The 23,736-nt window shown below is 66.1% G+C and carries 30 protein-coding genes; 18 read left to right on the forward strand and 12 right to left on the reverse strand.

The annotated features are described in order from the left end of the window. Window positions 1-114: 114 nt before the first annotated feature. Together ACJYUO_RS06385 and ACJYUO_RS06390 are read left to right on the forward strand one after the other, a co-directional pair. A complete protein-coding gene (locus ACJYUO_RS06385; protein WP_494344556.1) occupies window positions 115-471 on the forward strand; it encodes a hypothetical protein in 357 nt (118 codons plus the stop codon). Between the two features lie 290 nt (window positions 472-761). Continuing rightward, entirely contained in the window at window positions 762-1,220 is a 459-nt protein-coding gene (locus ACJYUO_RS06390; RefSeq protein ID WP_494344557.1) for a Tfx family DNA-binding protein, read from the forward strand. 39 nt (window positions 1,221-1,259) lie between these two features. On the opposite strand, the gene ACJYUO_RS06395 is transcribed toward ACJYUO_RS06390, so the two are convergent. After that, window positions 1,260-1,580, reverse strand: coding sequence for a DMT family transporter (locus ACJYUO_RS06395; protein ID WP_494344558.1), 321 nt, complete (start codon window positions 1,578-1,580; stop codon window positions 1,260-1,262). A 111-nt stretch (window positions 1,581-1,691) separates the two neighbouring features. Between ACJYUO_RS06395 and ACJYUO_RS06400 the strand changes: the two genes are divergently transcribed. Continuing rightward, entirely contained in the window at window positions 1,692-2,477 is a 786-nt protein-coding gene (locus ACJYUO_RS06400) for an SDR family oxidoreductase (protein ID WP_494344559.1), read from the forward strand. 105 nt (window positions 2,478-2,582) lie between these two features. Then, complete coding sequence (locus tag ACJYUO_RS06405; RefSeq protein WP_494344560.1) at window positions 2,583-3,557, forward strand: hypothetical protein; 975 nt, start codon at window positions 2,583-2,585, stop codon at window positions 3,555-3,557. A 57-nt stretch (window positions 3,558-3,614) separates the two neighbouring features. Here the strand turns inward: ACJYUO_RS06405 and ubaA are convergent, their stop codons facing one another. Then, a complete protein-coding gene (gene ubaA, locus ACJYUO_RS06410) occupies window positions 3,615-4,457 on the reverse strand; it encodes an SAMP-activating enzyme E1 (protein ID WP_494344561.1) in 843 nt (280 codons plus the stop codon). Window positions 4,458-4,636: 179 nt separating this feature from the next. Between ubaA and ACJYUO_RS06415 the strand changes: the two genes are divergently transcribed. The 4 genes from ACJYUO_RS06415 to ACJYUO_RS06430 all read left to right on the forward strand — a co-directional run bounded on the left by ACJYUO_RS06415 (window position 4,637) and on the right by ACJYUO_RS06430 (window position 8,291). Beyond that, window positions 4,637-4,822, forward strand: coding sequence for an HVO_0416 family zinc finger protein (locus ACJYUO_RS06415; protein WP_083902775.1), 186 nt, complete (start codon window positions 4,637-4,639; stop codon window positions 4,820-4,822). A gap of 206 nt (window positions 4,823-5,028) precedes the next feature. Beyond that, window positions 5,029-5,187, forward strand: a complete 159-nt coding sequence (locus ACJYUO_RS06420) for a DUF7563 family protein (RefSeq protein ID WP_494344562.1) — start codon at window positions 5,029-5,031, stop codon at window positions 5,185-5,187. 63 nt (window positions 5,188-5,250) lie between these two features. Next, on the forward strand, window positions 5,251-7,128 hold the full coding sequence (locus tag ACJYUO_RS06425) for a UvrD-helicase domain-containing protein (protein ID WP_494344563.1): 1,878 nt from the start codon (window positions 5,251-5,253) through the stop codon (window positions 7,126-7,128). Then, a complete protein-coding gene (locus ACJYUO_RS06430) occupies window positions 7,125-8,291 on the forward strand; it encodes a M24 family metallopeptidase (protein ID WP_494344564.1) in 1,167 nt (388 codons plus the stop codon). Before ACJYUO_RS06425 ends, ACJYUO_RS06430 begins: the two co-directional genes overlap by 4 nt. A 222-nt stretch (window positions 8,292-8,513) precedes the next feature. On the opposite strand, the gene ACJYUO_RS06435 is transcribed toward ACJYUO_RS06430, so the two are convergent. Continuing rightward, on the reverse strand, window positions 8,514-8,765 hold the full coding sequence (locus tag ACJYUO_RS06435) for a DUF7533 family protein (RefSeq protein ID WP_494344565.1): 252 nt from the start codon (window positions 8,763-8,765) through the stop codon (window positions 8,514-8,516). A 121-nt stretch (window positions 8,766-8,886) separates the two neighbouring features. On the opposite strand from ACJYUO_RS06435, the gene ACJYUO_RS06440 reads away from it, so the two are divergent. Then, window positions 8,887-9,492, forward strand: a complete 606-nt coding sequence (locus tag ACJYUO_RS06440; RefSeq protein WP_494344566.1) for a riboflavin synthase — start codon at window positions 8,887-8,889, stop codon at window positions 9,490-9,492. A 57-nt stretch (window positions 9,493-9,549) separates the two neighbouring features. Here ACJYUO_RS06440 and ACJYUO_RS06445 read toward each other — a convergent pair whose 3' ends face one another. Continuing rightward, window positions 9,550-10,572 carry a PrsW family intramembrane metalloprotease gene (locus ACJYUO_RS06445; protein ID WP_494344567.1) on the reverse strand — a complete coding sequence of 341 codons (1,023 nt, stop codon included), beginning with the start codon at window positions 10,570-10,572 and terminating at the stop codon, window positions 9,550-9,552. Window positions 10,573-10,789: 217 nt separating this feature from the next. Between ACJYUO_RS06445 and ACJYUO_RS06450 the strand changes: the two genes are divergently transcribed. After that, window positions 10,790-11,497, forward strand: a complete 708-nt coding sequence (locus ACJYUO_RS06450; RefSeq protein ID WP_494344568.1) for a DUF2270 domain-containing protein — start codon at window positions 10,790-10,792, stop codon at window positions 11,495-11,497. A gap of 19 nt (window positions 11,498-11,516) precedes the next feature. Here ACJYUO_RS06450 and ACJYUO_RS06455 read toward each other — a convergent pair whose 3' ends face one another. Further along, window positions 11,517-12,569: a pentapeptide repeat-containing protein gene (locus ACJYUO_RS06455; protein WP_494344569.1), complete on the reverse strand. Its 1,053-nt coding sequence runs from the start codon at window positions 12,567-12,569 to the stop codon at window positions 11,517-11,519. Window positions 12,570-12,740: 171 nt separating this feature from the next. Here ACJYUO_RS06455 and ACJYUO_RS06460 point away from each other — a divergent pair, with 171 nt between their 5' ends. Together ACJYUO_RS06460 and ACJYUO_RS06465 are read left to right on the forward strand one after the other, a co-directional pair. Next, entirely contained in the window at window positions 12,741-13,118 is a 378-nt protein-coding gene (locus tag ACJYUO_RS06460; protein ID WP_494344570.1) for a DUF7532 family protein, read from the forward strand. Beyond that, on the forward strand, window positions 13,115-14,551 hold the full coding sequence (locus ACJYUO_RS06465) for a ribonuclease FAU-1 family protein (protein WP_494344571.1): 1,437 nt from the start codon (window positions 13,115-13,117) through the stop codon (window positions 14,549-14,551). The genes ACJYUO_RS06460 and ACJYUO_RS06465 overlap by 4 nt, the downstream gene beginning before the upstream one ends. A 94-nt stretch (window positions 14,552-14,645) precedes the next feature. On the opposite strand, the gene ACJYUO_RS06470 is transcribed toward ACJYUO_RS06465, so the two are convergent. The 4 genes from ACJYUO_RS06470 to ACJYUO_RS06485 form a co-directional block, all read right to left on the reverse strand. Further along, complete coding sequence (locus ACJYUO_RS06470) at window positions 14,646-15,098, reverse strand: NUDIX hydrolase (RefSeq protein ID WP_494344572.1); 453 nt, start codon at window positions 15,096-15,098, stop codon at window positions 14,646-14,648. 110 nt (window positions 15,099-15,208) lie between these two features. Further along, window positions 15,209-16,195 carry a bile acid:sodium symporter family protein gene (locus tag ACJYUO_RS06475; RefSeq protein WP_494344573.1) on the reverse strand — a complete coding sequence of 329 codons (987 nt, stop codon included), beginning with the start codon at window positions 16,193-16,195 and terminating at the stop codon, window positions 15,209-15,211. A gap of 155 nt (window positions 16,196-16,350) precedes the next feature. Next, on the reverse strand, window positions 16,351-16,485 hold the full coding sequence (locus ACJYUO_RS06480) for a DUF7560 family zinc ribbon protein (RefSeq protein ID WP_494344574.1): 135 nt from the start codon (window positions 16,483-16,485) through the stop codon (window positions 16,351-16,353). 278 nt (window positions 16,486-16,763) lie between these two features. Next, window positions 16,764-17,198: a hypothetical protein gene (locus ACJYUO_RS06485; protein ID WP_494344575.1), complete on the reverse strand. Its 435-nt coding sequence runs from the start codon at window positions 17,196-17,198 to the stop codon at window positions 16,764-16,766. A 102-nt stretch (window positions 17,199-17,300) separates the two neighbouring features. Here ACJYUO_RS06485 and ACJYUO_RS06490 point away from each other — a divergent pair, with 102 nt between their 5' ends. The 3 genes from ACJYUO_RS06490 (at window position 17,301) to ACJYUO_RS06500 (ending at window position 18,341) form a co-directional block, all read left to right on the forward strand. Further along, window positions 17,301-17,645: a helix-turn-helix domain-containing protein gene (locus ACJYUO_RS06490; protein WP_494344576.1), complete on the forward strand. Its 345-nt coding sequence runs from the start codon at window positions 17,301-17,303 to the stop codon at window positions 17,643-17,645. Between the two features lies 1 nt (window position 17,646). Further along, window positions 17,647-17,967, forward strand: a complete 321-nt coding sequence (locus tag ACJYUO_RS06495) for a DUF7521 family protein (protein ID WP_494344577.1) — start codon at window positions 17,647-17,649, stop codon at window positions 17,965-17,967. 104 nt (window positions 17,968-18,071) lie between these two features. Further along, window positions 18,072-18,341: a hypothetical protein gene (locus ACJYUO_RS06500; protein ID WP_494344578.1), complete on the forward strand. Its 270-nt coding sequence runs from the start codon at window positions 18,072-18,074 to the stop codon at window positions 18,339-18,341. 45 nt (window positions 18,342-18,386) lie between these two features. Here ACJYUO_RS06500 and ACJYUO_RS06505 read toward each other — a convergent pair whose 3' ends face one another. After that, entirely contained in the window at window positions 18,387-19,493 is a 1,107-nt protein-coding gene (locus tag ACJYUO_RS06505) for an aldo/keto reductase (RefSeq protein WP_494344579.1), read from the reverse strand. A 127-nt stretch (window positions 19,494-19,620) separates the two neighbouring features. On the opposite strand from ACJYUO_RS06505, the gene ACJYUO_RS06510 reads away from it, so the two are divergent. The 3 genes from ACJYUO_RS06510 to ACJYUO_RS06520 all read left to right on the forward strand — a co-directional run bounded on the left by ACJYUO_RS06510 (window position 19,621) and on the right by ACJYUO_RS06520 (window position 21,123). Next, window positions 19,621-19,842: a hypothetical protein gene (locus tag ACJYUO_RS06510; RefSeq protein WP_494344580.1), complete on the forward strand. Its 222-nt coding sequence runs from the start codon at window positions 19,621-19,623 to the stop codon at window positions 19,840-19,842. 125 nt (window positions 19,843-19,967) lie between these two features. Further along, the gene (locus ACJYUO_RS06515) at window positions 19,968-20,864 is read left to right on the forward strand and encodes an acyltransferase (protein ID WP_494344581.1); all 897 of its coding nucleotides are present in this window, start codon (window positions 19,968-19,970) and stop codon (window positions 20,862-20,864) included. A gap of 151 nt (window positions 20,865-21,015) precedes the next feature. After that, window positions 21,016-21,123, forward strand: coding sequence for a DUF7563 family protein (locus ACJYUO_RS06520; RefSeq protein ID WP_494344582.1), 108 nt, complete (start codon window positions 21,016-21,018; stop codon window positions 21,121-21,123). 39 nt (window positions 21,124-21,162) lie between these two features. Here the strand turns inward: ACJYUO_RS06520 and ACJYUO_RS06525 are convergent, their stop codons facing one another. Together ACJYUO_RS06525 and secF are read right to left on the reverse strand one after the other, a co-directional pair. Beyond that, the gene (locus tag ACJYUO_RS06525) at window positions 21,163-22,788 is read right to left on the reverse strand and encodes a preprotein translocase subunit SecD (protein ID WP_494344583.1); all 1,626 of its coding nucleotides are present in this window, start codon (window positions 22,786-22,788) and stop codon (window positions 21,163-21,165) included. Then, window positions 22,785-23,660 (reverse strand): protein translocase subunit SecF, encoded by an 876-nt coding sequence (gene secF, locus ACJYUO_RS06530; RefSeq protein WP_494344584.1) that lies wholly within the window; start codon window positions 23,658-23,660, stop codon window positions 22,785-22,787. Before secF ends, ACJYUO_RS06525 begins: the two co-directional genes overlap by 4 nt. Window positions 23,661-23,736 lie beyond the last annotated feature (76 nt).

Here is a 23,736-nt window from a genome sequence, read left to right on the forward strand (position 1 = left end):
TCGCGAAACTCCGTGCCCGGAGATAGTCAGCCGTATTTTACAGACAAATTCGAATATATTTCGACCCGGTTCGATACCGAGAAGTATTTACTCGCACCCGAGTTATGAATGACTATGATGTGGCAAGACCTGATATTCCTCGCCGGAAGCGTCCTCTCGATCGTGTTCCTCGCGCCGACGGTGCGCGACACGACGGCGAACATCCCGCTCGGCTCGAGCGTTCCCTCGATGACAATCGGCGCGATCTACGCCGTGACGTACGCGACGATGGGAATGACCTTCTCGGCCGCGGGCTCGCTCGGCGTCGCGACGATGTGGTCGCTGATCGTCTCCTACCGCTCGCCCGGGCCCCGCGACGGCCCCGCGAACGTTGTCCGGTTCGCCGGCTCGCTAGCCCGACAGGCACGACGGACCGTAAGCGACGTTCTGTCCGACGAGGAGTACCCCGCGACCGGTCAGTCGGCCGACTGACTCGAGCGCTCGACCCCGACCGCGATCCGTTTTCCGCTGTCCGTATTCGACCAGTCGCGACGGCCTCGTCTATAGTAGCCACTGAAAGTCAGTGCACACCTGATCGCACGACTGCGTTGCGATCAGTGTGTAAATCGTTTCAGTGGCTACTATAGTTTCGCAGATCCCGATCTCGAGTCCGGCGGTCGCGCGGCTCACGCAGTGCCGAGACCCGGGAAGCTTTGATCCCGCCGAAATTAGGCAATACACATGCACACGCGAGTCCACGGATTCGGGAGAGGGATGTCGCCGTGATCGACGACGTCGAGGAACTCCTCGAGGAGATCGGGTTCGACCCCGAGACGAGCGTGTTGACCTACCGGCAGGCGCAGGTGCTCGCACTGCGGGAACGCGAGGTTTCGCAGGCCGATATCGCCGACGCGCTCGGGACCTCGCGGGCGAACGTCTCCTCGATCGAGTCGAGCGCCCGCGAGAACGTCTCGAAAGCCCGTGAGACGGTCGCGTTCGCGGAGGCGCTTCGCGCGCCGGTCCGGGTTCGGGTTCCCTCGGGCACCGACCTCTACGACGTGCCCCAGTTGGTCTACGACGCCTGTGACGAGGCCGGCGTCAAGGTCGATCACACCGCGCCGGACCTGATGAAGGTCGTCAGCGACGCCGCGGGATCGGCCGTCACCGGTCGGCAGGTGTCGACGCCGCTGATCGTCGGGGTGACCTCGGAAGGAATGGTCCGCGTTCGCCATCAGGGCTGACCCGACCGGACGGTGTCGAGCCGAGTTCCGTCGGCGGGATCAGCCGGTCGAAACGAGATGCAGGCCGACGATTCCGACGACGATGAGGGAAATGAAACCGAGCCGGGCCACCGTTGCCGGTTCGTCGAGCAACGCGATTCCGAGCGTCGCCGTTCCGACCGCGCCGATTCCGGTCCAGACCGCGTAGGCGGTTCCGATCGGCAGGGATTGCACCGCCCGCGAGAGGAGTACCATACTCAGGACGAGCGCGACCGCCGTCCCGAGGGTCGGGATCGGCCTCGAGAGCCCATCGGAGTAGTGGAGCCCGATGGCCCACGCGATTTCGAACAGTCCCGCGACGAAGAGCAGCGGCCACGACATCGGTGTCACTCCGGGCTCGCCCGACTATAGTACAGCGATGTTCGCCCAACCGCCGGATCAGACGCGGTCGATTCCCGGAGAGATTTGTAGGCCGCCCCCGTCGACCCCGGTATGGACTTCGACCTCGACGGCAACAGCGCACTGGTGACCGCCGCCTCGAGCGGCCTCGGCTTTGCGAGCGCACAGGCGTTGGCAGCGGACGGCGCAAACGTCGCGATCTGTGGCCGCGACGCGGCGCGACTCGAGGACGCGCGCGACGAACTCGCCGAGATGGGCGACGGCGAGGTGCTCGCCGTGCAGGCCGACCTCACCGATCCGGACGACGTCTCCCACCTCGTGAGCGAGACGGTCGACGCCTTCGGCGGGCTCGATCACGTCGTCACCTCCTCTGGCGGCCCGCCGAGTACGACCTTCCTCGAGACCGACGAACAGGACTGGTATCAGGCCTACGACCTGCTGGTGATGAGCGTCGTCTGGACGATCGAGGAGAGCTACGAGCACCTCCTCGCGTCCGACCACGGGACGATCACCTGCATCACCTCCCGGACCGTCCGGGAGGTGGCGGACGGCCTGCTGCTCTCGAACTCGGTGCGCCGGGGCGTGATCGGCCTCGTCAAAACGGTTTCGCGGGAGTTCGCCCCCGAAATCCGTGCTAACGCGGTCCTCCCGGGGACGATCGAAACGGCCCGGATCGAGGAACTCCTCGAGGCCCGCGTCGAGCGCGGCACCTACGACGACTACGAGCAGGGACTTGCCGCGATGGCCGACGACATTCCGATGGACCGCATCGGCGACCCCCGCGAACTGGGCGACGTCGTCGCCTTCCTCTCGAGCCCGCGTGCCAGTTTCGTCAACGGAGCCGAGATCCCGATCGACGGGGGCCTGCTGCGGAGTTGAGGCGGGCCCGCGAGACGGCGGCCGACCGTCGCGTCCGCGACCTGACGGCCGCCACTCTGTTCTCCGAATCGTAACCCTCTCGGACCCCTTCGGGAGAGTTGGTGTGTGTACGGTCCGACCCGAGCCGCTGGCTACCTCGCGCTGCTCGTGACGCCGGCCACGTTGCTCCTCGGTGCCGTCCGTGCGCCGCCCGAACGCTACGTCGGAGCGGTCTGGGTGCTGCTCGGTGCCGGGCTCACCGGGACCGTCGTCGCCGCGACGGAGCGACGGCGACTCTCGAGCCTCGACGGGAGCGAACTCGCTCGAGCGGACGCCGTCGATGCGCTCGCGGTCGCGGCCGCGGCGGTGGTCACGTACGGCCTGAGCGTTCACGCCGGGCTCGGCCCGGTCGTGGCTGCTGCCGTCGTCGGCCTGCTCGTGGGCGTCGGGCTCCCCCGGGTCGACGGCCCGGCCTACTGCGGGACGTTCGTCGGGATGGCCTCGCCCGCCGTCTTTCCCTCGCTCGAGCCGGTCGCGATCGCCGGGACCATCGCCGGCCTCGCGTTCGTCCTGACGACCGGCTCGTTCGACGGCTTCGGCGGCAAGTACGGGACCATCGCCCTCTTCGGCTGCATCGCGGCGGTCGCCGCACTCGACGTCGATTACGCGGCCGCCAGCGCGCTCGAGCCACGACTCGGCCCGCCGATAGTCGCCGTCGCCGTCGTCGCGGCGGTCGCGACCGTCGCGCTTCGGACCCGTTGGGGTACCAGCGCCGTCGTTGCCTCCGCCGCGATCGGCCTCGTCGCCGGCGTCGCACTCCCCTCGCTTCTCCCGTCGTTCGGGTCGACGCTGGCCGCGGTCGCTTTCTGTGCCTCGTTCGTCGGGATGTCTGGCGACAAGCGGTTGGCGACCATCGGACAGGTCGCCGCCGCCGGCTGCCTCTGTGGTCTCGTCTATCTCGCGGTCGCGCCGGCCCTGTCCGGTGCGGGCGGCAAGCTCGGTACCACCGCCTTTGTCTCCTGTCTCGCCGTCGCCGGCGCTCTACGACTGCCCACCGCCGTCCGCTCGAGGGGTTTCGATACGGCAAGCGACCGGCCGTGAGCCGTCGGGCCGGTGCGGGCGTCGGTCCCTCCTCGGGATCGATCGTCTCGCCGCCGGTCAGTCGGCCGAGATTTCGCAGGTTCCCTCGTAGGCGACATCCCCGACGGACTCGATCTCGGGGTCCTCGCCACAGACCGGACACGCCGGGTTCGACTGGATCGGGACCTCCTCGAAGGTCATGCCCATCGCGTCGTACATCAGCAGCCGTCCCTCGAGCAGGTCGCCCTTGCCGAGAAGGTACTTGACGGCCTCGGTGGCCTGAATGCAGCCGACGGTGCCGGGGAGAACACCGAGCACGCCGGTGGTCGCGCAGTCGGGAACGGTTCCGGGCTCGGGTGCCTCGGGGAAGAGACAGCGGTAACACGGCGGTGACTCGGCGCGGTCGTCGCCGCGTTCGTTGGTAAAGGACGTGATCTGCCCCTCGAAGCGGTAGATCGCGCCGTGGAACAGCGGCATCTCGGTGAGCACGCAGTGGTCGTTGAGCAGGTACCGGGTGGCGAAATTGTCGCTGGCGTCTACGACGATGTCGTACGCCGCGACGAGGTCCGCGACGGTGTCGGCCGTGACGCGGGTCTCGTAGGTCTCGACCTCGATGTCGGGGTTCAGCCCGGCGACGTAATCGGCGGCGCTCTCGACTTTCGGTCGCCCCACGTCGTCGTCGCGGTGGACGATCTGGCGCTGGAGGTTCGATCGTTCGACGACGTCGTCGTCGACGATCCCCAGTCGGCCGACGCCGGCCGCCGCGAGGTACTGGATCGCCGGCGACCCTAGCCCGCCCGCGCCGACGACCAGCACGGAGCCCTCGAGCAGGCGTTGCTGGCCCTCGGGGCCGATCTCGTCCATAATGACGTGTCTCGAGTAGCGATCGAGTTGGGTCGAATCGAGACGCAGGTCGCTCATGGGGGTGTGTTGGCGCGAGAGGGAGAAAAGTTCGCGGGTCGGTTCGCCTGCAGCGGCTTGCGGACGCGACGGCGTGTGACCTTCGTTTCGTGGCTGGCGCGACGACGCGTTCCCGCGCGGAGGTGGCAGGATCTTCACCGACCCAACGATTTAATAGCGTGGTGGTCATTCACACACCTATGGCAACCTCACCCACTGATGCCGGTGACGACGTCATCGATCAATTCCTGTCCGATCGCGGCCACTCGGTCGAACGAGTAGGGTGGGAGCAGGAGTATAACAAGAAGCAGTGTCCCGAATGCGGCGGTCTCCACGACACGTCCGCTCACTCCTGTACCGTCTGCGGGTGGGAACCAGCGCCGTAGCGCGCGGTCGACTCCGACTGCCGGCCGCCGGCCGCTCGACTCCGACTGCCGTCTGCCTGCCTGGATCGACGCGCCGTGTCGATCCGACGTAATTCGTCATTTTCCCAGTACTCAGACACGTTCAGTCGCCGATTGTGTGCCGGTTTCTATCCAATATTCCGACACAATTATGGTGCATTACTGACCATCGTCCGGTGAGAATAACGATGCCGGAATGTCAGAACTGCGGCGGGTTCGTGACGGACGCCTACGCTCGAGTGTTCACCCCGCCGGGTGTCGACGATCCGCGCGTTTGTCCGGACTGTCAGGACAAAATTCGCGACGGTGCCGACGTCCGCGAGGCCCGTTCTCCCCGCGATCCCTGACCGCTCGTTTCTGTCGCAGAAAACCCACGTCACTTATGGGTGTCGCGCTCTTGTGTCGCTACAATGACTACGACGGATACGACGGTTACCCGCCTGTTCGGTGGTCCCGGGAGCGGGAAGACGACCGCCCTTCTCGACCACGTCGAGGAAATTCTCGAGCAGGACGGCGTCACCTTTCGCGACATTCTCGTCGTCTCGTATACGCGAGCGGCGGCCCAAGAGGTTCGCGAGCGGCTTGCCGAGCGACTCGACGAGAGCCCGCGTGCACTGCAAGGAAACGTCTGTACGATGCACGCCAAGGCCTACGAACTGCTCGATCTCTCTCGAAGCGACGTGATCGGCGAATCCGATAAGGAGGAGTTCTGTGACGAATACGGCATCGAGTACGAAGACGAGTACTCGGGTGCCGGCCGCCGGACCGCCCGCTCGACGACGATCGGCAACAAGGTCATCGCGACGAGCCAGTGGCTCCAGCGGACCAGCCGCGACGTCTCCGACTGGTACGACGTTCCGTTCCAGTGGGACGAGGAGGAAGTCAGACTGCCGCCCGAAATCGACCCGAACGCACAGGAGGGCAACAAGTACACCCCAACGTGGCCGAGCGACGACGACCGGATCGACGTCCCCGAAGCCATCCGCGCGTGGCGCTCCTACAAGGGTGAAAACGGGAAAATCGGTTTCGCGGACATGCTCGAGCGGGTCCAGCAACGCTCGCTCCTGCCGAGCGTCGACTACCTAGTGATCGACGAGTTCCAGGACATCACGACGCTGCAGTACGATGTCTACGAGGAGTGGAAACCCCACATGGAACAGGTCCTGATCGCCGGCGACGACGATCAGGTCGTCTACTCGTGGCAAGGTGCCGATCCCGCGCTCCTCCTCGAGGAGGAGGTCGACGAGGACGTTATTCTCCCGAACTCCTACCGACTGCCGTCGAACGTGCTCAACGCGGTCAACAAGGAGATCCGCCACATCGATCAGCGCCAGGACAAGGACCTCAAGCCGCGGACCGAAGGCGGGGCCGTCGAGGCGCGGACGAACGGCTCGATGCTCGACGTGGTCCGGATGGTTCGACGCACGCTCGTCGAGGGCGACGGCACCATCATGGTCCTGTTCCGGGCGCGCTACCAGATGTTCCAGTTCATCGACGAGTTCATCACTGAGGGAGTTCCGTTTACCTCCCTGACCGACCAGCGGATGTGGACCGATCGGCTCACGCAATATGTCCGCGCAGTCGAGGCCATCGACGCCGGCGAGGACGTTACCGGCCTGCAGGCCCGGCGACTCGCCGATATGCTACAGGACTCGGCCTTCGGCACGAAGGAACGCGACGCCCTCTTCGACGAGATCGACGACCGGCAGGAGGAAGCCGGTATCGACGACCTCGAAAATCTCATGATCCCCGCCAAGGTCGTCGAGGACCACGCGCCGTTCATGCCCGGCCCAGGGTCGGCGGCCGACATGCTCCGGAAAGTCACCAACTTCCAGAAGAAGAGCATCCGCTCGTACTTCGCCATCGGCGAGTATCAGGGGATGGACACCGACCGCGTCCGCGTCGGCACGATCCACTCCGCGAAGGGTCGCGAGGCCGACCACGTCTTCGTCGGCACCGACCTCACCGAGAAGGTCGTCGAGCAGATGGTCGCCACCGTCGACGACCCTACAGATGTCCCCAACTGCGAGGAGTTCACCAAGACCACCTCGCCAGTTCCCGTGCTGACCGACAACGAGCGCCGCGTCTTCTACGTCGGCATGTCTCGGGCCCGCGAACGGCTCGTCTTGCTCGAAAACCTCGTCGACGGCGCGCCGACGCTGCCGATCGACGTGTTGCTCCGAAATCAGCTGACCGACTCGACCCTCGAGGAACTGATCGAGGAGGCCCAGGAACCGGTCGCCGACGCTGATGCGGACGAAGTCGAGGCCGAAGCCGAAGCGCCGTGACCGGTGGGAACGAACGCGGTGTCGCAGGTGGAGCCCAGTTTTCCGAGACCGACAGCCCCGCAGATAGCCACGAGCGACGCGACCGCGCGACGACGGTCATCTCGGGGGCGCTCGCCGAGCGCGACGCCGCCGCGTTCGTCCACGTCGGCACCGAGCACGATCCGGGGATTCGATATAGCTGCCCACGACCGTCGACCGGCCAGACCGCTCTCGCCTACGACGGGACCGCAGACGAGTGGCTCGTCCGCTCGGCGGCCGATGCGTCCCGGGGCCACCCCGCCGAGGGGCTCGCAGCGGCGCTTGCCGACCGCGGACTCGAGGGGCGACTCCTGACGCCCCCGCGAGTGCCACACGACGCCGCACTCTACCTCGAGCAGGCCGGTTTCGAACTGGCGTCGACGGACGCCCTCGAGCGCGCTCGAGCGACGAAGACGGCCGGCGAACGGAAGCGGATTGCGGCCGCCCAGCGGGCTGCGAGCGCCGGGATCCGGCGGGCGGCGGCGGAACTTGCAGACACGACGGTCGTCGACGGGCGACTCGCAGTCGACGCGAGCGACGGTGGCGAGCCCGACCCGCTGACACCCGCCCGACTTCGGATCGCGATCGACGAGGCCATCGTCGGTGTGGGTGCGTTTCCGGCCGGCAACACCGCCGTCGATCCCGACTCGAGCGCCGATTCCGAGACGCCGCTCCGTCCCGGCGAGCCGATTGTCCTCGAGACCGCGCCTCGCGGGCTGGCCGGCTACTACGGCGGCTTGGTCCGGACGCTCGTCGTCGACAGCGACGGCGGTCGGGAGCGCCGGGTCCACGTCGGCGTCACGCAATCGTTTCGCTCCGCGCGGTCGATGCTGACTGCCGGAACCGAGTCCGTGACCGCCGTCGAAGCCGACCTCGAGGCGGAGGTCCGCTCGTTCGGGTTCGGCGACGGCGACGCGATCGAAACGCGGGTCGCGGGCGTCGGCCTCGAACCGCGCGAACGCCCCGTTGCCGGGGGCGACGAGATCCATCCCGGAACGGTCGTACGACTCGACGTGGCCGCTCGAGTAGCGGAGGAACAGTGGGTCCGGATCGCCGATCTCATGGCGGTCAACGGCGAGGGCGAGCGGCCTGACTGGCTGGCCGCGCCGTCGCAGTCGCTTTCGCCGACGGCACTGCTCGAGTAATTTTCGGGGGCAGTGGGACTCGAGTCGTGATGGCCAAGTGTGACTTCGTTCGCACATCCCTCGCAGAGAGTCGTGTCGCGGTTCGTCAGTGGCTCACGGTTCCCCGCGGTCACCGTCGCTTTCCGAGGCGCTCGTTGCACTCGCGCCCCGTACGTCACCGCGCCACAGCGCACCACCGAACTGAACCGATCGGCAGACCGAATCGCTCGCGCTCCCGCGACGCTACCGCTCGTCGTCCGGCTCCGAGTCCGGCTCTTTTGCGACCGTTCCGACGACCCGTTGGGCCAGAATCTCGGGGATATCGGTGGGCATCGTCAGCCAGTGTTGAATCACGATGAGCCCGATCGCGAGCCCGATGAGCGCCCCGCCGAACAGCGGCCGATCACCGTTGAGAAGCCCGATCCCGGCCATCGCAGCGGGGAGCGCGAAGACGAGAGTACCCGCGAGTTTGATCGTATCGATAATGCCGGCCATTGGTGGTTGATCGTGGGGGACGACCAAAAACGCGACGACGGCCCGCGCTCGGCTCGACTCGATCGCCGCGAGCCCAGTCGGACCCGGAACGGCTTTCCCACCTCGCCCGCCACCTGTACGTATGTTCACGGGGATCGTCGAGGAGACCGGCAAGATCGTCGCTCGAGAGCGTACCGACGACGGCCTCCGGCTGCGAATCGGGGCCGAAGAGGTCGCGACGGAACTCGACTACGGCCAGAGTATCAGCGTCAGCGGCGCGTGTCTCACGGTCGAGGAGTACGCCGACGGCGAGTGGTTCGAGGTCTTTCTGGCGACTGAAACCGTCGAGCGGACCTATCTAGGCGAACTCACAGAGGGTGAGCGGGTCAACCTCGAGCGGGCGATGCCGGCCGACGGCCGGTTCGACGGCCACGTCGTGCAGGGCCACGTCGACGCGGTCGCGACGGTGACGAACGTCGAGTCGGTCGACGAGGATTGGTTCTTCGAGTTCGACCTCCCCGAGGGGTACGGCCGCTACGTCGTCGAGAAGGGGTCGATCACGCTCGACGGGATCAGCCTGACCGTCGCCGATCTCGACACGGAAACCGACCGCGTCACCGTCGCCATTATCCCGACGACCTACGACCTGACGACGCTTTCCGAGAAAGCGCCCGGCGACCCGATCCACCTCGAGGTCGACGTGCTCTCGAAGTACGTCGAACGGCTGCTCGAGGCACGGTTCGATTAACGACGGGGCTATGCTCTCGCGCTCTTTTCTCTGGTCTCGTTGTCGCTACTGTCCCGATCAGCGCTGTGGCGGCTCGAACTCGGTCAGTTCGGGCCGCGAATCGCCGTCGATGCCGCTCGTGACCGACTGATAGGTCCGGCGGTAGCGAGCGATCTTCCGGTAGAGGTAGTAGCCGATCGCGAGGTCGTAGACGATCACGTAGGCGACGAAGGCGAGGCCGGTCCCGATCGGGAGGAACCCGGTGATGATCTCGGGAGCGATTCCGACCGTGACGTTGTAGGTCCCGTGGACGAAGGCGGCGACGAGTAGCCCCTTGAGGACGATCGGGCCGGCGTACTCGCGGTTGAACTTCGCCAGTCCGAGGTAGTAGCCCGCGATCGCGGAGTAGATGACGTGACCGGGACCGGCCAGCGCCCGAACCGTGGCGATTCCGCCCGCAGTGGCGAGCGCGCCCGCTTCGGGATCTGCCTCGCCGACGACGCGGCCGATGTAGATCGCGTTCTCGATGGCCGCGAAGCCGAGTCCGGCGACGGCCCCGTAGACCGCGCCGTCGATGACCGCGTTGAAGCTGGTGCTCCGATAAGCGAACACCTGCACGGCGAGCAGCTTTACGGTCTCCTCGATGGGGCCGACGATCAGGTAGAAAAAGAGGAGGCTGCCGAGGAATCCGGCGCCGAACAGCGGTCGCGTGACGGAGTTGACGACCGCGGCGAACGTCGCGAACAGGATTGCGAGCAGGAAGGTCACCACCAGCAGTCGAAGCGGTTCGCTCGTCGTGATATCGGCGTACCAGATATAGGCCGCGAGCAGCCCCGCCGGGACGACCGATAGCGCGAAGAAGCCGGCGAGGAACGGGTCCTCGAGGACGAGTGCGGCCGGCGAGACGAGCAGGGAGAGCGTGATCGCGATCGCGATCAACAGCACGATCGCCCGGAACCCGTAGCTGACCGCGTTGTAGAGCGTGTACGCGAACAGATCCGGAATGGATCGCGGTTCCCACGTCGAGACGTCGTAGAGATCACTCGCCTCGTTGCCGCTTCGCTCCTCCGCTCGTTCGACCGGGTCGCGCCTGCGCTGCATGGCCGTGTGTATACGCGCCGGCCCGGTATAGGTTCGGCAACCGGCGACTCGAACGGCGTCTTTCGATCCATCCGCCATACTCGCCGCGGCCCCGAATCGCCCCTTCCGGGACGACCGACGGCTGCTGCGCTCCGCCAGCGGCGGATACGGGTCGCTGCGCCGGCTACCCTGTTGTGTAGGCGCGCTCGTTATCCCGCCACTGGCGGTATCTGTCGCGATGACTCGAGGAAAGCGAGAATTCGACCCGGAAGCGCCTGAACAGCGGGAAATCGGACGAGAAATGGTCGACCAGAGTACCGGGCTCGGATCGGTCGCTGCGCACCTCTACCGCGGCGAGGTCGAGCGCGTGACGACGTGGCGCGGGCGACTCGACGAGACGACCAACTGGGCGGTCACCGTCATGGCGGCGATTCTCGTCTACGCGTTCTCGAGCGACGGGGCCTCCCACGCCATCCTGCTCGTCGGGATGCTCGTGATGGCGGTGTTTCTCTGTATCGAGGCGCGTCGGTACCAGAGCTACGACGTGTGGCGTTCGCGCGCCCGATTGTTGCAGGAGAACCTGTTCGCGAACGCGCTCGATCCGTCGGCCGGCGTCGAACGACCGCGGTGGCGGGCGGAACTGAGCGAGGACTATCGGACGCCGTCGATAAAGGTCCCCTATCACGAGGCGATCGGACGGCGGCTCCGACGGGTGTACTTCCCGCTGCTGGCCATCGTACTGGCCAGTTGGGCGTTTCGAATCGGAGCCTACTCCGACCAGCCGTTCGTACAGGCCGCATCGCTCCCCCGGATTCCGGGAGCGGTCGTTCTGAGTACCGTCGGCCTGTTTTACGCGGTTGCGGTGGGACTCGCCGTCTGGCCGCACGATCGGCGGGCCAAAGGCGAAGTCACCGAGACTGCGTACGGCGAGTGGAAGGAGACGTGATCGACCCCGCTCACCGCGTTCACCGTACGGACCGCGTGAGCACGAACACGAGGAGGGCCATCAGCAGCGATCCCACGAGCGATTCGAAGCCGGCCAGCAACCGCGCCCACGTCCCCACCGGCTGAATGTCCCCGTATCCCAACGTCGCGAACGTGACGATGCTGAAGTAGAGGCTCTCGAGGAACACCGTGACGAGCGTGCCGACCGACGCCCTGCTCGGGTTCTCGAGCGTGTACGTGATCGCCCGGTCGACCCCGACCGTCTGAATACCGCCGGTCACCGGGTACAGCAGCGCACAGAGCAGTATCAGTACCAGCGAACTCGCGACGACGCGCCACGGGCTGGTCCCGTACCGCATGATCCAGTGGGAGCCGGCCAACTTGAGCGCCCGAATCCAGTCCCGTCTCGCCCAGGCGACCCGCCGGCGCAGGTCCATCTCCGAGCGGTAGTATCGAAGCGATTGCTCCGGGATCGCGTTCTCGTCGAAGAGCCGCTGGAGTTCGCGATACGACCACGTCGCCGATTCAACGAGACCGTCCCGTCGATCCTGATCGCCTCCCTCGGCGAGCAGTCGCTCGTATCCGATCGGATCGCCGAAATCCGTGTCCCGGTCTACCGGCGTGTTCGAAAAGATCGCGCGGTCGAAGCGGGCGTCCACGAAGCTCGTCTCCCGGAGATCGGTGTTGACGAACCGCGCATCCTCGACCGTCGCCCGTTCGAAGCGAGCGCGGCGCGCGTCGACGTCCCGAAACGTCGCTCGACGGAGGTCCGCGTCGGAGAAATCTGCCTCGCGAACGATGGCACCGGTGAAGTCCGCGCCGATGAAGGTACACCCCGAAAACAGGGCCGACCCGGCGAGCGATGCGCCGCGGAGGATCGATCCGTCGAGGCGTTCCTCGCGTTCGGGTCGTGCCGCCTCGAACTCGTCTCGAGGCTTGTTTTCTACGTCGGCGTGCCAGATACACCGGTCGGTTCCGTCCCACGTCGGCCGCCAGCAGCACACGGCACCGACGGCCTCCCGCGTCAGCTCTTCCTGGACGTGTCCGCACCGGGACGCGGTGGCAGTATTCATGTGTTCCGAAGGTGCTCGACCGTATAGAAGGGTCTCGCCCGGGACGGACTGGCACAACGCGCTCGCGGTCACCGGAAACGATGGACGGAGAACCGCGTTCGCGAGGTCGACCGACACGTGCGGTGGCGCAGACTCGGAATTATCAAAGGCCTCCCGGCCCAACCGGCGGGTATGCACTTCGACCAGCGAACCCAGCAGGCGCTTCGGGACGCCGGCCTCGAGACCGACGACCTCCGGGCCGCCTCGGAGGCCGTCGTCGAAGCCGTCGCCGAGGACGCGGCGGCCCTCGAGGCGTTTTTCGACGAGCACGACACCGTCTACTCGGATATGGACATGGCCCACTCGAGTGCCGACTATCCGGAACACGAGGTCGACTATGCCGATATCACGACCCACGCCGACGAGATGCGCGGCTGGCTCCGCTTCGAGACGTGGGGCGTTTCCGTCGAGGGCGGCCGCATTCTGGACGAGGAGTACGTCGAACTCTCCCTCGGGCCGACGATCAACGATCGGGTGCGGTTCGCCGCCGACCGCGACATCCTGCGATGACGACGGCTCGAGTCCGGGGCATCTACACGACGGCCGTCACGCAACTGCTGAGCGAAGCCGGGTACGAGGTCGTTCAGGCGTCCGAGCCGATTCGGGAGCGCTTCGACCAGTCGTTCGACGCCGCGCCGGCGGACGTAACGATCGAGACGACCGGTAACCGGCAAGGGGTCGAAATCTCTGGCGACCCCGACCCGGTCGAAACGGTCGCCGGCGAACTCGCGGCCCTCGCGATCGACGCCTTCCGCTGGGACGACGAGATCCCTCGCGGCGCGGTCTTCGACGCGGAAGTGCTCGAGGCCGCCGGCGGCAGCGGTGCGGTGGTCGACCTCGGCGACGGCCGCCGCGGCTATCTCAACTACGACGACGCGGACGGCTACGTGGATGACGGTGACCGGTTCCGGGTGCAGGTCCACGAGCCCGCGCCGCCGTGGGACGACGACCGACCGCTCGTCCGGCCGACCCTCGAGGTCCAGGGCGGCCTCTGTACGCTCTCGCGGGACCGGACCGGCGTCTCGGCGGCGCTTCGCGGCCAGCGCGGCGACGAACTGGTCGGCATGACCGACCTGCTCTCGGTCGATATTCCCGACGGCTGGGGACTGCGCTGGCAACACGCCGCGACAGACGCCGACCTCGCGGCGATGGGCACTGCACTCGAGGACGCCGTGAGCCGGGCGCGGGTGCTCGAGGACGCGCTCTCTGAGGCGCCGGACGACCCCGGCGAGCCGGGACTGCTCGCCGCCCCCCGGCGAACCGAGTGGTGCTGGTTCGGCCGCAAGACTCGGTTCGCGCTGGACGGCGTCCGCCGGCGGGTCGAGACGACGATGCCGGGCCACCACCGATCCAAAGCCGCCGATCGGGCCGCGAGCGCCGCGGTCGACTTCGCAGAAGCGGTCTGCGGTTCGATGGGCGCGGACGGCGCGGCCGACGGCGAGTTCCCCTTCGCCGCGGTCGCCCGGCAGTTCGGCCCGACGAACGGCGACCGCCTCGAGATCGGACACGGCAAACCCGACGGCCGGCTCATCTCGCTGGGTCGCGGCGAGGTCACCGATTGGGACCCCGAGGGGAAGGTGACGCTCGAGCGCTCCATGCGCGCCGGCGGCAGCTACGACGCGCTCGGGGTCGCCAAGGAGTCCGGCGACGTGGCCGTGACGAAGTTCCGCGAGGGGCGCTGGTGGTATCCGACGACGTACAAGGCGGCCGACGGCACCTCGAAAGGGACCTACGTCAACGTCTGTACCCCCGTCGAACTCTTTCCCGACACGGTTCGATACGTCGACCTCTACGTCGACGTGATCCGACAGGGCGACGGCACGGTCGAAATCGTCGATGCGGACGAACTCGAGTCGGCCGTCGACGACGGGTTGGTTGCCGAGGACTTGGGCGAGAAGGCGATGGACGTGGCCGAAGCGGTCGAACGCGCGCTCTCGAAGTAATCGACTCGAGGAGATAGAGAGTTTCGCCGCCGAGACGTTCTCCGGGCGGTTGTCGTCCAGCGTGTGACCCTCGTCGCGGATGTTCGACTGGTGATCAGTCCGACAGGCTCGCGACCGTCTCGGTTCCGGTGGCGGTCGGGAGCAAGCCGACGTACTCGTCGAGGTCGAGCGCGAACTCCCCCGCGGTCCGCGGCCGGACCCAGCGGAACTCGAACTCGGAGCCGTGTTCCCCGCCGCCGTCGGTGACGGTGTGGGTCCAGCGATCGCGCGGTTCGTGGACCGTCGAGTGGAAGAAGTGGCGCACGTAGCGTCTGCCCTCGCGTCGCGTCCAGATATCGGTCGTCAGGTGGCTCGTCCCGTTTAACGCCCCGAGGCCGCTCTCCTCGAGGACCTCCCTGAACAGCGCCTCGCGCGGTGATTCGCCCGACTCGAGCGTTCCCTTGGGGATCTGCAAGCCCTCGTGGCCGGGGCCCTCGAAGACCAGTAACTCGCCGGTGCCGCGAGTGATGTAGGCGCACGCCTTCTGGACGTACGTTATTTCGTTCATGATACAATGTAACACACCGTTCCGGCGTAAAAACCTATCATAGGGGTGATTAAATGACCTTAAGGAAGTCGAAGGATCGGTTCGGCGGTCGACCGACGAGCGCCGAGCGATCAGTCGGAGGCGACGGCCGCGTCGTCCGTGACGGGCGCATCACCGTCGAGATAGGTAAAGAGCGTCGCCAGCGCCGGCCCGGAGACGTTGTGCCAGACGCTGAACAGCGCCGGGATCAGCGCGGCCGCGGGACTGAAGTAGGTCGTCGCGAGCGCGACCGCCAGTCCGCTGTTCTGCAGGCCGACTTCGAACGCGCACGCTCGCGCCCGGTCTTCGGCCATGTTCGCCGCGTGGCCGATGGCGTAGCCCGAGCCCAGTCCGAGGCCGTTGTGGAGCACGACCGCGAGGAAGACGAGCGCGCCCGCGCCGAGGATCGTCTCGACGTTGAGGCCCACAACGGCCGCGACGATGGCGACGATTGCGACCACGCTGATCGCCGGGAAGATCGACAGCCCGACCCGTGCGACCGCCGGCGCGTACTCGTCGAGCACGTAGCGCAAGACCAGCCCGCCGATGACCGGGAGCAAGACGACCTGCACGATCGAGGTCGCCATCTCGGCGAACGTGACCGTGATCGACTCGCCCGCGAGCAGAACGATCCACGCCGGCATCACCACCGGCGCGGCGATCGTCGTCACCGTGGTGATCGACACCGACAGCGCGACGTCGCCGCGACCGAGGTAGGTCATCACGTTCGAGGCGGTCCCGCCCGGCGCCGCGCCGACGATGATCAGTCCGAGCCCGATCTCTTCGGGCAGTCCGAGCGCGAAGACGAGAACGAAGGCGATCGTCGGCATCAGGAGCCACTGGCTCGTCGCCCCGATGACGACGTCTCGAGGCCGCTCTAAGATGCGGCGGAAATCCGCCGGCGTGAGCGTGAGCCCCATGCCGAGCATGATGACGCCCAGCAGCGGGGTGATATAGGGCGCGATCGGGGTGAACGTCTCGGGCGAGTAGAGCGCCAGCGGGGAGACGATCAGCACCCAGAGGACGAAGTATTTGCTCGTGACCGTGCCGATTCGTTCCAGCGTCCGTTGCCAACTCATTCGATTCTCACCGCAGTGAGAGACATGCTCACCCGTCGGTAAGTGTGATATATCAATACTACGGCTTCCGGGCGCTCGAGGCCGCTTTCATGGGGTCAGTCCGCCGGGGAGCAGCGGGTTGCGACGGGATCGAACGACGACCAGTCACAGCGGGATCAGGTCGCAAAGTGGCTTTCCGCGACCGACCGCCCGCAGACGGGACAGCCGTTGGCTAACGTCGCCTCGCGCATCGGATCGGTTACCGGGATCTTGCGGCCGCAATCCGGGCAGGTGAATTCGTACGGTTTCATGGGTCTAGATGGTGGGCTCGACACCTGTTCCTACGGACCGGGACCCGATAGGGGATGGACCCAGATATGGAGGGACGTATATACGCGGGTCGCCGGCGGACCGCGTCGCTCGCTGGTTATCGTAGCCACTGAACCGATGTACACGCCGTTCGTGGTGCTATCCTGCGATCAGGTTTCCAGTGACCGTCAGCGGTTACGATAGGCACCGATCGCGAGCGTAGCGCGGGTCCTCGACGCCGGCCGCTCGCGGCGACTTCCCGCGGCACGCACCGGCGCGTTCACCGGAGGTTCGCCGCGACGAATGCGATCTGGACGAGCACGAGGACCGTGAGGACCGCCAGCGTGCACAGTTCGTAGTACCCGCGGTGGCGGTCGAATTCAGGGACGGCCTCGAGAGCGGTTCCGAGGGCTCGGAGGCCGAGATAGGTCGCTGCCACGATCGCCGGAAAGAGCACCAGCACGACGGGCGTCGGCGCGTACTCCGGCCCGTAGTAGACGCCGACGCCCCAGCGGATCCGGACGCTATCACCCAGCACCCGGGCGGACGCGAGACTCACCGCGGCGCTCGCGAGCACGAGCAGCCCCCCGCCGGCCGCCGTCGGCCGAAACCGGCCACCGTCGGAACCGGCACACAGCGCGGCCAGCCGCGCCGCGACACAACGCAATCGTTCGGCGATCCGTCCGACCATTTCCGAGCGACGAGTCGATGACATGTGTGTCCCAACGGGACAGCGGACCAAAACCCGCCGTTCACGACTGCAGCGGCTGCAGTCGTGGAAATCCCTTTACGTTCGTTCTCGGTACACGTCAGTACCGTGAGTGAGGAGCCGGACGTCGAGACGATCGGGACCCTGTTAGAGGACCCGACAGTGCGTACGATCCTCACCAAGACGAGCCAGGAACCCATGTCAGCGAGCACTCTGAGCGACCACTGCGACGCGTCCCAACCCACCGTGTACCGGCGACTGGAGGACCTCCGCGAGTGCGATCTCCTCGTCGAACGGACGAAACCCGACCCCGACGGGGGCCACCATCGGACTGTCTACTCGACGAATCTCGAGCGGATCACGGTCGACCTCGACGGAGACGGACTGACGGTCAGTATCGACCGCCGCGAGGACATCGCGGACAGGTTTACGGCCCTAATCGAGGGGATCTGACGTGCGCCCGATACCGATCCAGCTCTGGGAGGCGTCACCCGCCGAGTGGGTCGCGACGTTCGTCCAAGCGACCGACGTCCTGAGCGCGCTCATCGGCTTGTTCATCGCCTATCAGGCCTACCGCGGCTACCGGCGAAACGACAGTCGGCCGATGCTGGTCATCGCCGTCGGCTTCCTCTTCGGACTCGCCGTCCCGTTCCTCCTGGTGGTGCTGTACGTGCTGGTCCCGTTCCTTTCGGAGACGTTCGTCGCCGTCCTCAGTCAGCTCAGCCAGATTTCGGGGCTGCTCGCGATCCTGTACGCCCTCAGAATGCCGGCGTGACCGCGCCGCTTTCGCTGGACCGCTCGAGTCGACCGACCGAGCGGGTTCGGCGATACGAACTGACAGGGTGAACCGTTAAGTCTTGGTGGGTGCTAACACGATCGATGAGCACGCTACACGACGAGATGTCCGACGTTCGGTCGGAGGTCGACGACGTGCGAACGCGCCTCCGGGAAGAAATCCCGGACCTGTTCGACTTCGACGTCGCGGTCGGCAACATCTCGTACAATGCGAACAGTAACAGCGTCTCGGTCACCGTCGAACCGAGCTCTCGAGCGCGAGACCAGCTCTCGGAGACCTTCGGCGGGGTGAACGTAAAGACGGAGGGGAAGCTGGAACTGGAGTTCCGGTTTACCGAATCCACATCGGAGTAGGTCGGTCCGCGGAGCCGCAGGGCTGTACCCGCTCGAGCCGCGCGATCAGTCGGCCGCGAGCTTGTCCAGTCCGGCCGACCGGATGTCCTCACCGTCGACGGACGAGCGCAGCGAGTCCATGCCGTCGTCGCGGTCGATGTCGAAGTCGTGCTCGTAGAGCTCCGCGACGCGGCTCATCTCCTCGTCGGAGAGCTTCGGCACGTCGCTGGCGGCCGCCCACTCGTCGATATCCGCCTTCGTGCGGAACGTCGGCGTTACGGACGCGACGGGGTCGTGGGAGAGGAGCCACGCGATCGACGCCTGACCCATCGTCCGCTCGCCGTCCCGCTCTCGCGAGCCCTGCTCGCTCGAGCCAGCCGCGGAACGTGGCTCCGCGCGCTCGAGGAAGCGGAGCTTTTCGAGTTTCTCCCAGCCGGTCTCGTACCATTCCTCGGGACGGAACCCGCGGTGGTCGCCCTCGCCGAGTTCGGTCTCGGGGGTGACCTGCTCGTTCAGAATCCCCGAGGAGTGGGGGACGCGGGGGATCAGGCTCGTCGACGAGCCCGTTCGGTCGATCGTCTCGAGGAAGTGGTCGCCGACCTCCTGTTCGAGCATATTCCAGACGAGTTGGACCGAATCGAACTCCTCTTCGATCGCCAGATCGCCCTCGGCGAGCCAGCCGATCGAGGGACCGAGCGCGAGCCCGGTGGCCTCGATCGTCCCCTCCTCCTCGAGTTCGTCGAGCAACTCGAGGACGTCGGGCGTGATCTCCTCGACGTCGGCGTTGTGAAGTTGGAGCACGTCGACCGACTCGAGGCCGAGCCGATCGAGGCTCTTTTCGACGGCTTCGCGGAGGTAGTCGACGTCCATTTCCTTGGGGAGTTCCCCGTGGCCGGCTTGGGGATTGTTGTAGAAGTCGTAGCCGACCTTGGTGGCGATCGTGACCTCGTCGCGGATCTCGCTCAGGGCCTTTCCAACCAGTTCCTCGCTGCGGCCGTGGCCGTAGACGTCGCCCGTATCGAAGTAGGTAATTCCCTGATCGACGGCGTACTGGAGCATCTCGATCGCGTCCTCTTCCGAGCGGTCGCCCCACCAGTCGGTGCCGACGGTCCACGCGCCGAAACCGACCTCGCTAACCTCGACTCCGGAGTCGCCGAGTTCGCTGTGTTGCATGCACGACCCTTCGAAGCGGGGGAACTTATGGCGTGCGGAACGCGCGAGCAGCGACCCGAACGGATTCGGGATTCCGGCCGCCGGCTCGAGTCGAACCGCTCTTGGGTCGCGGCTGACACGTCTTCGTATGGCCGACGCTCGCGCTCGGAACCCCGCCCCGCTCGTGCTGACGGTCCTCCTCGTCACCGTCTCGCTCGGACTCCTCGCCGCGAGGGCGCTCGAGTTTCCCGGGGACCGCGTCACGATCGGTGCGGTCGTCGGCGGGGCCCTATTGGTGATCAGCGCGCTCGCGCTGCCCGCGTTGCTCCTTTCGGGCTGGCAGTCGAGCGAGAACGCCGACGAGGAGTGAAATCATCGGGCCGAGCGCGCCGAGCCGTGCCGGCCCGACGAACTGGTAACCCGCGTGCCAGCGGGTCCGGCAACCGCGTCCGGACAACCGAACCCCTATCAACTCGGCGGGCAATACTTCGGGGTATGACAAAGCGGTACGTTGCGCTCCCCGACGAGGCGGAAGCGGGGATGCGCGAGTTCATCGACGAGGTCGATCGACGGCTCTCGAGCGACGAGGACACCTGCTCGGTCGTCGAGGACGTCCTGATCGACCTCTCGGGCGACCGCGAGGCCTACGAACGCTGGCAGCGCGGCGAGTCGGTCTCGGCCGCCGAGCGCGTCCGTCTGCAGAGCTACGATCCCTGTAACACGACCCTCGAGAGCGAGTACTACGCCGAAAAGGACGAAGACAAATTCCGGCGCTCGAAACACCTACAGTGGCTCTGGCGGCAGTTCGACAGTCTGCCGATCGCGGACAACGTCGAGTTCGCGCTGCGATTTCGCCGGATGCTCGCCGACCACCTGTTCGAGGACTGTGGTGACGGCTGTCGCTTTTTCAAAGGCATCTCGTTTACCTACGGCCACAACATCACGATCGGGGACAACACGGTCATCCACGACGATGTCCATCTGGACGATCGCGGGAAGCTCACCATCGGCGACCGCGTCTCGATCTCCGACGGCGTCCACATCTACAGCCACGACCACGACGTCGTCGACCAGACCGAGGTCCGCAACTACCACACCATCGTCGAGAACGACGTCCGGCTCACCTACGACGCGATGGTCCGCGCCGGCTGCAAGGTCGGCGAAAACGCCATCGTCGGCGCACGCGGTATCGTCCAACACGACATTCCCGCCCACCACATCGCGATCGGAATGCCCGCAAAGAGCGTCAAGATCAAACCCGGCTGGGAGGACACCGCCACGCCCATCGACGACGCCGGCACCAACCGCCAGGAACAGCGCCACCGCGAGTACGACCTCCCTGACGACCTCGAGGTCTTCGACGAGTTCCAGCGGGACCTGCAACAGCCCTAGCGTCGCTTCGCCTCGAGTCGACGGCAACCCGACGAGCGGCAATCGACCGTTTCTGTGCCCGTCCTCGAGTATCCGCTTCTACCCGAGCCGCTGCGATTGCAGGCCGGGGACTCAGTAGTCGGCCGCCGGTGCATTGGTGTGGTGACTCTCTATGCCACGCTGTACGACGTGTGACAATCCCGTTTCGTACGATTTTGCTCGCGCACACGGTGTAGAAGGATCCGTCGACTGGTGTCCGCGGTGTCAGAACGGGCGGTAGGATCGGTCGGTGAGAACTAAGAGCGGCGAACCGAACTCGCTACCGGTCGGTCAGCAGCCGCCGCAGGATGTCACCGTAGGCGGGCCGGGTGATGAGGACCCCGATGAGCACGCCGAGGATGGTGATGATGGCGAACCCTTGGAGGTCGCCGAGGCTCATGACCGCGAGCGGCGAGAGCGCGATGATCGTCGTCGCCGCGGCGGCCCCGATAACCCAGAAGGCTTTGCGGAACCGCGATTGGAAGACCCGTTCCGAACTGACATCGCCTTCGTCCATCACCTCGTCGGCGATGATTACGAGGTCGTCGACCCCCGTCCCGACGACGGCGATGAATCCGGCGACGTGGGAGAGATCCAGCGGCATGCGTATCAGCGCGGCGAACCCGAGCAGGATTGCGACCTCGGCTACCGCCGTGAGGATCATCGGCAGGGCAACGCGCGTGTCCGTGTACCGGGAGTAGACGACGCCGCTGACGGTGACCACCGAAAGCAGCCCGATCAGCAGCGAGTACTGCTTGAACTGGTCAGCGTGGGACGGCTGGATCGAGTAGACCTGATTGTTGTCCATGTCGAGCGGTGCACGCAGGCTCCCCGCTCGGAGGTTGACCGAGAGCGACTGGGCGTCCTGCTGGTTCTGTGCGCCCATCTGGAAGGTCGGGTTGCTCTCCCAACTGCCGCTCGACATACTGGTCGCGAGACTCTGGCCCATGCTGTGGGCGTCGACGACCTCATCGTCGACGACGGTCAGCAGACAGTACTGTTCGTTCTCGTGGTCGAAACTGATGGTCTCGCCGTCGCCGCGGAGGTTACACCGCCCCTGTCCCTCGCCGGTGAAGCCGAGGTCGTTCATCTGCTGTTGGAACCCGGGTGCGGCGTCCTCGCTCACTTGAACCGGGACCACGTATCCCGACCCGCGCTGGCTCTGTTCCGGCGGGTCGACGTTAGCGATGTCCTCACCCGTCAGCACCGTCTCGTTCGTTTGATTCGTCTGGTTGCCGCTGTCGTCCGGGTAGTAGGCTCTAACCTCGACCTGCCCGCGGTCGGAGAGGATATCGCGGAGTTCGCTGGCACCCATGTTCGGCACTTCCACGACGATGTAGTGATCGCCCTCGAGCGTCGAGGACTCGTAGGCCGTCCCGCCGGAGAGGCCGGCCGCGTTAATCTTCGACTGGAGCGTCTCGATGATACTATCGCGGGTCTCTTGGGTGACGCCCGGGCGAATGTCGTCCTCGGTGGCGTCGACGTCCGCCGCCTGCAACGCCGCGGCGAACTCGGCTTCGGTCACGTTCCCGTCGAACACTTCCGCGGTGACGGTCCCGTCGTCCTGAACGTTGATATTGGAGTCGGCCGGGTCGAGGTCGAGTTCCTCGCGGATCGTCGCGTCGACCTCGTCGAGCCGGTCCTGATCGATCTGTCCGTCGTCGCTGACCGCGCCGGTGTCGATGTCCTCGGCGGTCAGCCCATCGACCGGAGCCCGCATCCGGGTTCCGCCCTCGAGGCTGAGGCCGAACTCGAGGTTGGTGGGACTGTCGTCGATGCTGTCGTCGGCGAGACTGTCGTCGGCGACGATCCCGCCGGGAATGAAGAGCGCGACGGCGGAGAAGCCGACGAACACCACGAGCAGAAGGACACGCCAGTTGTTCTTGAGCGCGTCGATCGGACTCATGATCGCACCCCCTCGAATTTGTACCAGCGAAGCAAGCTCAGATTCAACATGTAGGTGTTCAGCAGGTCGGTTGCGAGGCCGACGAACAGGATGATCCCGATCGAGGCCAAGAGATCGATGCCGAGCAGGTACGCCGCGACGCCCATGACGAACATCGCGGCCATCGACGTCACCGTCATCGTGACACCGGTCCGCATCGCGCGGTGCGTGCTTTCGTAGAAGTCACCGCTGCGGCGCAGGATGTGGTTGTTTAACAGGATATCCGAGTCCACGGAGTATCCGATCAACATCAGCAGGCCGGCGACCGTCCCGAGCGAGAGTGGGATGCCGGCGAGCCGCATGAACGCGAGCGGGATCACGAGGTCGGAAAACGCCGAGAGAACGATCGCGATCGACGGGACGAACGTCCGAAAGAGGAGGAAGGCGATCGCGCTCATACCGATGAACGCCACTGCGATCCCGATCATGGCCGTCCGTTGGCTCTGCTGGCCGAAACTCGCCGACGTGGACGAGACCGACTGCACGATATCGGCGTTGCCGTCCTGTTGTAGTCCGTCGGTGGCCTGATCCTCGAGCGTCTGTGCGTCGGTCGAGGAGAACCGAACGATGTACTGATTGTCGCCGCTCGTTCCCGTGACGGATTCGGGCTGTTCGTCGAACGCCGCCGGAATGTCGCCTTCCGGCGTCGTCGTCTGGACGGTTAGCTCCGAACCGCCAGCGAAGTCCATCCCGAGCGGCACCGGCGTGCCGTACACGAGAAACGAGCCGCTGAGGACGAGCAGTGCAACCGCGAGAACCGCGAGCGGAACCGCCGCGAGCTGGCGGTTACTGTACCGGGTGTAATCGATCTCCGGTACGTCGAAATACGCCATATACCGGACTACTCGAAGCCCCCCGAGGTAAGCCTTCTCAATTTCGAAAACGTGATTGTTCGTCACACTCTGGCAC

Source organism: Natrinema sp. CRL1, from assembly GCF_059162405.1.

Bases quoted from the DNA above. Each gene is read 5' to 3' on its own strand.
- ubaA (WP_494344561.1), bottom strand. From the start codon at position 4,457: ATGAGCGACCTGCGTCTCGATTCGACCCAACTCGATCGCTACTCGAGA.
- ACJYUO_RS06475 (WP_494344573.1), bottom strand. From the start codon at position 16,195: ATGAGTTGGCAACGGACGCTGGAACGAATCGGCACGGTCACGAGCAAA.
- ACJYUO_RS06440 (WP_494344566.1), top strand. From the start codon at position 8,887: ATGTTCACGGGGATCGTCGAGGAGACCGGCAAGATCGTCGCTCGAGAG.
- ACJYUO_RS06500 (WP_494344578.1), top strand. From the start codon at position 18,072: ATGAGCACGCTACACGACGAGATGTCCGACGTTCGGTCGGAGGTCGAC.
- ACJYUO_RS06435 (WP_494344565.1), bottom strand. From the start codon at position 8,765: ATGGCCGGCATTATCGATACGATCAAACTCGCGGGTACTCTCGTCTTC.
- ACJYUO_RS06520 (WP_494344582.1), top strand. From the start codon at position 21,016: ATGCCACGCTGTACGACGTGTGACAATCCCGTTTCGTACGATTTTGCT.
- ACJYUO_RS06510 (WP_494344580.1), top strand. From the start codon at position 19,621: ATGGCCGACGCTCGCGCTCGGAACCCCGCCCCGCTCGTGCTGACGGTC.
- ACJYUO_RS06415 (WP_083902775.1), top strand. From the start codon at position 4,637: ATGGCAACCTCACCCACTGATGCCGGTGACGACGTCATCGATCAATTC.
- ACJYUO_RS06450 (WP_494344568.1), top strand. From the start codon at position 10,790: ATGACTCGAGGAAAGCGAGAATTCGACCCGGAAGCGCCTGAACAGCGG.
- ACJYUO_RS06400 (WP_494344559.1), top strand. From the start codon at position 1,692: ATGGACTTCGACCTCGACGGCAACAGCGCACTGGTGACCGCCGCCTCG.
- ACJYUO_RS06485 (WP_494344575.1), bottom strand. From the start codon at position 17,198: ATGTCATCGACTCGTCGCTCGGAAATGGTCGGACGGATCGCCGAACGA.
- ACJYUO_RS06460 (WP_494344570.1), top strand. From the start codon at position 12,741: ATGCACTTCGACCAGCGAACCCAGCAGGCGCTTCGGGACGCCGGCCTC.
- ACJYUO_RS06470 (WP_494344572.1), bottom strand. From the start codon at position 15,098: ATGAACGAAATAACGTACGTCCAGAAGGCGTGCGCCTACATCACTCGC.
- ACJYUO_RS06480 (WP_494344574.1), bottom strand. From the start codon at position 16,485: ATGAAACCGTACGAATTCACCTGCCCGGATTGCGGCCGCAAGATCCCG.
- ACJYUO_RS06420 (WP_494344562.1), top strand. From the start codon at position 5,029: ATGCCGGAATGTCAGAACTGCGGCGGGTTCGTGACGGACGCCTACGCT.
- ACJYUO_RS06395 (WP_494344558.1), bottom strand. From the start codon at position 1,580: ATGTCGTGGCCGCTGCTCTTCGTCGCGGGACTGTTCGAAATCGCGTGG.
- ACJYUO_RS06455 (WP_494344569.1), bottom strand. From the start codon at position 12,569: ATGAATACTGCCACCGCGTCCCGGTGCGGACACGTCCAGGAAGAGCTG.
- secF (WP_494344584.1), bottom strand. From the start codon at position 23,660: ATGGCGTATTTCGACGTACCGGAGATCGATTACACCCGGTACAGTAAC.
- ACJYUO_RS06525 (WP_494344583.1), bottom strand. From the start codon at position 22,788: ATGAGTCCGATCGACGCGCTCAAGAACAACTGGCGTGTCCTTCTGCTC.
- ACJYUO_RS06445 (WP_494344567.1), bottom strand. From the start codon at position 10,572: ATGCAGCGCAGGCGCGACCCGGTCGAACGAGCGGAGGAGCGAAGCGGC.
- ACJYUO_RS06465 (WP_494344571.1), top strand. From the start codon at position 13,115: ATGACGACGGCTCGAGTCCGGGGCATCTACACGACGGCCGTCACGCAA.
- ACJYUO_RS06385 (WP_494344556.1), top strand. From the start codon at position 115: ATGATGTGGCAAGACCTGATATTCCTCGCCGGAAGCGTCCTCTCGATC.
- ACJYUO_RS06505 (WP_494344579.1), bottom strand. From the start codon at position 19,493: ATGCAACACAGCGAACTCGGCGACTCCGGAGTCGAGGTTAGCGAGGTC.
- ACJYUO_RS06425 (WP_494344563.1), top strand. From the start codon at position 5,251: ATGACTACGACGGATACGACGGTTACCCGCCTGTTCGGTGGTCCCGGG.
- ACJYUO_RS06515 (WP_494344581.1), top strand. From the start codon at position 19,968: ATGACAAAGCGGTACGTTGCGCTCCCCGACGAGGCGGAAGCGGGGATG.